General features: G+C 64.8%; 4 protein-coding genes. All 4 read right to left on the reverse strand.

Annotated features, from left to right (window positions below; all coding sequences use genetic code 11):
- Window positions 1-387, reverse strand: a 387-nt coding sequence (locus tag U9R81_RS16545) for a biotin carboxylase N-terminal domain-containing protein (RefSeq protein WP_322496530.1), incomplete at its 3' end; no start/stop codon positions are given.
- A 78-nt stretch (window positions 388-465) separates the two neighbouring features.
- A complete protein-coding gene (locus tag U9R81_RS16550; RefSeq protein ID WP_322496531.1) occupies window positions 466-2,052 on the reverse strand; it encodes an amidase in 1,587 nt (528 codons plus the stop codon).
- Window positions 2,053-2,131: 79 nt separating this feature from the next.
- Entirely contained in the window at window positions 2,132-3,415 is a 1,284-nt protein-coding gene (locus U9R81_RS16555) for an NAD(P)/FAD-dependent oxidoreductase (protein WP_322496532.1), read from the reverse strand.
- An 81-nt stretch (window positions 3,416-3,496) separates the two neighbouring features.
- Window positions 3,497-4,957 carry an NAD-dependent succinate-semialdehyde dehydrogenase gene (locus U9R81_RS16560; RefSeq protein ID WP_322496533.1) on the reverse strand — a complete coding sequence of 487 codons (1,461 nt, stop codon included), beginning with the start codon at window positions 4,955-4,957 and terminating at the stop codon, window positions 3,497-3,499.
- Between the last annotated feature and the right edge of the window lie 657 nt (window positions 4,958-5,614).

The raw sequence follows: 5,614 nt of genomic DNA on the forward strand, positions 1-5,614 counted from the left end.
CGGCACACCTGCCGCTGCCGCTTCGCGCCGGGCCGCCGTCTTGCCGCCCATGCGCTCCATCGCTTCCGCCGGCGGGCCGATAAAGACCAACCCAGCCGCTGTGACGGCCCGCACAAAGTTGGGGTTTTCAGACAGAAAGCCGTAACCGGGATGGATCGCCTCGGCGCCGGTGGCCTTGGCAGCGCGAATAATCGCTTCGATGTTCAGATAGCTCTCTGCCGGCGATGGCGGGCCAATTAGATAAGCATCGTCGGCATAAGCCACATGGGGCGCATCGCGGTCGGCCTCTGAATAAACGGCCACGCAGCGCAGACCCAATTCGCGGCAGGCGCGCATCACGCGCAACGCAATCTCGCCGCGATTCGCAACAAGTACTGTACGAAACATTGCAGCCGCTCCTCAATGCTGCTTGCGCCGCTTCAACATTGTGCGGCACGGGTGCCAATTGTAGCATAGCGCGCCGTGTTACAGAGATGGCATCAGCCGGCCTAGCGCCTGTTCGGCAGCGAAAGCCGCCCGCAGCAGCAGCGGTTCGTTCCACGGGCGGGCCACCAGTTGCGCCGCGCGCGGCACACCGTCCTCACCCATCCCCGCCGGCAAGCTCAGCGCTGGCCAGCCGAGGAAGTTCCACGGCCCGGTGAATGAGGTCGGCGTTGGCACCCCCAACGCTGGCGCTGGGCCGGGTACAACCGGCGTGATTAGCAGATCGACATCGGCCAAGCGCGCTGCCACTCGCCGTCGCAACGCCGCTCGCGCTTGCTGCACCCGCGTCACATCAGCCGGCGAATAGATAAAGGCCGCCAGAATGCGGTGGCGCATAAACTCACCGTAGTCGTCGAGCCGGGTGCGCAGCCATGGCAGATGCAGTGCCGCCGCCTCCATCGCCAGTAGCGCCTGATTGAGCAAGCGCAGCTCCTCTAGTTCAGGCACATCGATCGGCGTTACGATTGCCCCTTGGCCGGTTAGGGCATCGGCAACGCGCTGCATCGCCGCCAACTCGGCGGGACCGGCCAGCGCCTGCCCGCTGCCGTCGGCAGTGACCAAACCTACGCGCAGGTTGCGCACGCCGGCCACCAACCCGCCAACGGTAAAATCGGGCGCCGGACGCAAGGTGCGCGGATCGCGCGGATCAGGCCCAGCGATCACGCTCAGCACCAGTGCCGCATCGGCAACGGTGCGCGTCATTGGCCCAGCATGATCCAGCGACCACGAGAGAGTAAAGCCTCCGGCCAAACTCACCCGGCCATGGGTCGGCTTGAGACCCACGATCCCGCAGTGGGCCGCTGGGATGCGGATCGAGCCGCCGGTGTCGGTGCCGATTGCGGCAAACGCCATGCCGGTTGCGGTCGCCACCCCGCTGCCGCTGCTGCTGCCGCCGCTATCACGCTGGCGATCGTAGGGGTTAGCCGTCGGGCCGTAGTGCGCATTGTTCGAGCCGGGCGAGTAGGCGAATTCTGACATGCGGGTTTTGCCGATGATCACCGCGCCGGCGGCGCGCAATCGCTCGACAACGGTCGCATCGGTCGCCGCCATCACACCGGCGCGAATCCGCGAACCAGCCGCCGTCGGGTAACCAGCTACATCGAACAGATCCTTCACCGCCACCGGCACGCCGTGCAGCGGACTGCGCACCTTGCCCGCTGCCAGTTCGGCATCGGCGGCGCGAGCATCGGCTAGCGCACTCTCGGCCATCACGATCTGAAAGACGTTCAACTCAGCATCATGGTCGGCAATCCGCTCCAACGCCTGCTCAGCTAGCTCCACCGCCGAGACCGTCCGCCGCTGCAATTGGCTGGCAATGCCAAGGATCGTCGTCGGGTCATCGCTCGCCGGCAGGCCGCCGTTGGGCGGGCTGGCCGCTGGCGGCAGGCTGGTCGCATCGAGCATATCGGGCAACTGTTCATGATCCACCGCGTCGAGCAGCCGTTCGACGTCAGGCAGGCGGCTGAGAAAGCCCTTTTCGATGATGCCGGCAAAATCGGATTCGGCGGCCGGAATGCCGGCGGCGCGCAATGCGGCCCGTAACCGGTCGATGATGGTGTCGTTGGGCATGCTATCCTCACGTTGTCGTCGTTAGCGACGAAGTAGAGACGCACGTCCGTGCGTCTCCCCACCGCCGTGCGTCTCTACATTATTTTAAACATTCGTGGGCGGCCCGCCGCCCGCTGTCGATCGCGCCATGCACTGTCTGCGGGTTACTGTCGTGGGCGGTGGCTTCACCGGCGAAATGCAGATTGCCTGCCGCCGCCGCCAACACTGGTCGTGCCCATGCCATTCCCGGCGGCAGATGGGCATACCCGCCGCGCGCATATTCGTCGGCGGCCCAGCGGTAGCGCCGGAAGCCGACACAGTGTGCCGCGACATCGTTACGGCCCAGCAACTGGCCCAGTTCCGCCAACCCCAACTCGCGCACCGTCTCGTCAGCTAAGCGGTCGAGCGCCGCCGCGCGCTCGGCGGTGACGTAACTGCAAAGCAGCGGCGCGGCCAGATCGGGATAGGCCGGCGTCCACCAGCGGGCAAAGAGGCCGTTGTGGGCGGCGTAGGCAAAGCCGGCATCCCACAGCGGCGCATCGAACCAGAAGAAGTGTTTCGTCGCCGGGCGCGTGCGGAAGGCGGCGATCGCCGCCTGTTTGCGGGCCGAGAGCGGCGGGTCGAAACGGATCATCCCGGCGGCCAGCACGGCTACCGGCACAGTAACGATGCAGCGTCGCGCGGTTATGATGCCAGCAGTCGTATCCACCGTCACCCGGTCGCCGTGATCGCGGATCGCCCGCACCGGCTGGCCGAGGCGCAGATCGAGATCGTGAGCCAGCCACGCCAAGAGGGTGTCGTACCGTTCGCGCAGCCGGAACTCGCGCGGTCCGGCCCGATCGACCCGCTGCTCGCGGGCCAGATCGAGACAACTGAGCGACTCGGCCTCGGCGCAGCAGGTCTGCGCCAGCACCACATCGGCAATCGCGATGGCGGTTGGGGTCAAACCGCGGTGCCGTAATTCATCGGCTAATGAACGATCGACAGCGCCATCGGGATAACGCGCCGCCAAACCGCCCCACACCGCGCGCGCTTGCGTAATCGCCTGCCGTGCCGGATCGTCCAGCGGCAACTCGTTGACGAGACGGGCCGGCGTGCCCCAGCGCAAGCCGTTATACCGATCCACCTCGTCAAGCGTCAACCCAGCCGCTTCCGCCAGCTCGACCGTGCTCGTCTGCGCGCCGTGGATCAGCTCGGCCCCCAACTCAATCGGGTACCTCCCGCAACTGCGCTCCGTCCAGATTCGTCCGCCAATCCGGGGCCGCGCCTCGACCACCGTCACCCGCGCGCCGGCGTCGTGCAAGGTGCGGGCCGCCGCCAATCCCGCCGCGCCTGCCCCGATCACTACCACATCGAGGCGATCATCAGCTCTTGTTCCGGCCATGCTTCCGTTTATCCCCCGTTCCCGGCTCTCGTATCACTTGATTAAAGGGTAAGTCTAGCTCATCATAGCCCAATTGCCCGCTCAAATCCCAATCGAAACGTATTTAATATCAAGATACTCATCAATCCCGGTTGGCCCGCCCTCACGCCCGATCCCGCTCTGCTTAACGCCGCCAAACGGTGCTTGCGCCGTCGAAGGGATCGGATCGTTAATCCCGATGATACCGTATTCTAACCCTTCGGCCAACCGCCAGACCCGGCTCACATCGCGGGTGAAAGCGTAGGCGGCCAACCCGTAGGGCGTATCGTTCGCCATCCGGATCACCTCCGCCTCATCATCGAAGGGGATGAGCGGCGCGACCGGGCCGAATGTCTCTTCGCGCGCGACGAGCATATCGCTGCGCGCATCGAGCAGCACCGTCGGTAACCAAAAGTTGCCGCCGAACGGGGCCGGGCCGCCGCCGGTCACCACTCGCGCCCCGGCGGTGAGCGCATCCTGTACGTGGCGCTCGACCTTACGGCGGGCCTGTTCATCAATCAGCGGGCCAATGTTCACTCCCGGCTGCAAACCGTCGCCAACGGTCAACTGGGCCACCTCGGCGGCGAACCGTTCAGCAAATTCGGCATAGATCGGGCGCTGGACGAAGATCCGGTTCGCGCAGACGCAGGTCTGGCCGGCGTTGCGAAACTTCGAGGCGATCGCGCCGCGCACCGCCGCATCGAGATCTGCATCGGCAAAGACGATAAACGGCGCATTGCCGCCTAACTCCAGCGATACCCGCTTCAGCGTATCCGCCGCGCGGCGCATCAGTTCCTTGCCGACTTCGGTGCTGCCGGTGAAGCTAATCTTGCGCACGCGGGCGTCGGCGAAGATCGTATCGGCAAAAGGACGCGGGTTTTGGCAGGTGATGATATTGACCACGCCGGGAGGCGCGCCGGCTTCGGTAAAGAGCTGGCCGAGCGCCAGCGCCGAGAGCGGCGTCTGCTCGGCAGGTTTTGCGATCACCGTACAGCCGGCGGCGAGGGCCGGCCCCAGCTTGCGCGTAATCATCGCGCTGGGGAAGTTCCACGGCGTAATCAGCGCCACCACCCCGACCGGCTGGCGCAAGACCATAATCCGCTTGGCGTTGGTCGAAGCCGGGATGGTCATCCCGTAGATGCGCTCAGCTTCGCCGGCAAACCAACTGAGAAAACTCGCCGCATAGGCGATCTCACTCCGCGCCTCGGCCAGCGGCTTGCCCTGTTCGAGGGTCATAATCGTCGCCAGCTCTTGCTGCCGTTCCAGCATCAACCCCGCCACCCGGCGCAACAGCGTCGCCCGCTCGCCAGCCGGAGTCGCTGCCCACCCCGCCTGCGCCGCCACCGCCGCCGCAATCGCCAGTCGCGTCTCGGCTACGCCAGCGTCGGGCACATACCCCAACACCGTGCCATTCGCCGGATTAACCACCGCAAAAGTCACGCCGCTCTCCGCCTCACGCCACTCGCCATTGATCAACAAGCGCAACGGCAGCGTCGCCAACGACCCTTCCACCGCTACGGTCATCGTTCGCTCCTTCCCAAGCTTGTAGGCGGTGCGGCAGCCAAACTGCCGCACTCGCTCATCGCATGGTCTATTACCCAACGACAAATGAACCTCATCTATTGTACCGCGCTTGCAGCAAGCGGTATGCCATCCATCCCCGTCCCCATGTTGTCATTGCGAGCCGCGCGCAGCGCGGCGAAGCAATCCCTCGCTTCTGCGGGAAGGATGCCGGCACGGACTGAATCGGACTCCTCTCTCCCGCGCCAGTGGGAGCGGGGCTGGGGGTGAGGGGACACGAGCACATCTCAAAGCCATCAACCACACCTATACCCATGCCATTCTGTCCGCCCTTAAACGGGGAAAGGCTGGGGTGGGGCAACCAAGAGTCACGAAAACACACAGAAGGCACAACAACATTGGATTCATGTTTTGTGTCTCTTTGTGGCTATTTCCTCAAAAACCCTTCGCGCCCTCTGCGCCCTTCGCGTCTTTGCGTTTGAATCCTCTGCGCCTTTGCTCCCCTTGCGCCCTCCTCTAGCGCCAATTCCTCCGCGAGTGCGGTATCATACACTCAGACATACTTAGTCTAATCGGCGCAGATTGCTATCGGGTCTGCGCCTCATGATCCGCCTATGAACCACACCCATCCCTTCCAATCGATCTACCGCCACGGCTTCG

The sequence above is a fragment of the Chloroflexus sp. genome, assembly GCF_034435895.1.
Taxonomy (GTDB): domain Bacteria; phylum Chloroflexota; class Chloroflexia; order Chloroflexales; family Chloroflexaceae; genus Chloroflexus.

Coding starts and splice junctions, on each gene's coding strand:
- U9R81_RS16555 (WP_322496532.1), bottom strand. CDS start 3,415: ATGGCCGGAACAAGAGCTGATGATCGCCTCGATGTGGTAGTGATCGGG.
- U9R81_RS16550 (WP_322496531.1), bottom strand. CDS start 2,052: ATGCCCAACGACACCATCATCGACCGGTTACGGGCCGCATTGCGCGCC.
- U9R81_RS16560 (WP_322496533.1), bottom strand. CDS start 4,957: ATGACCGTAGCGGTGGAAGGGTCGTTGGCGACGCTGCCGTTGCGCTTG.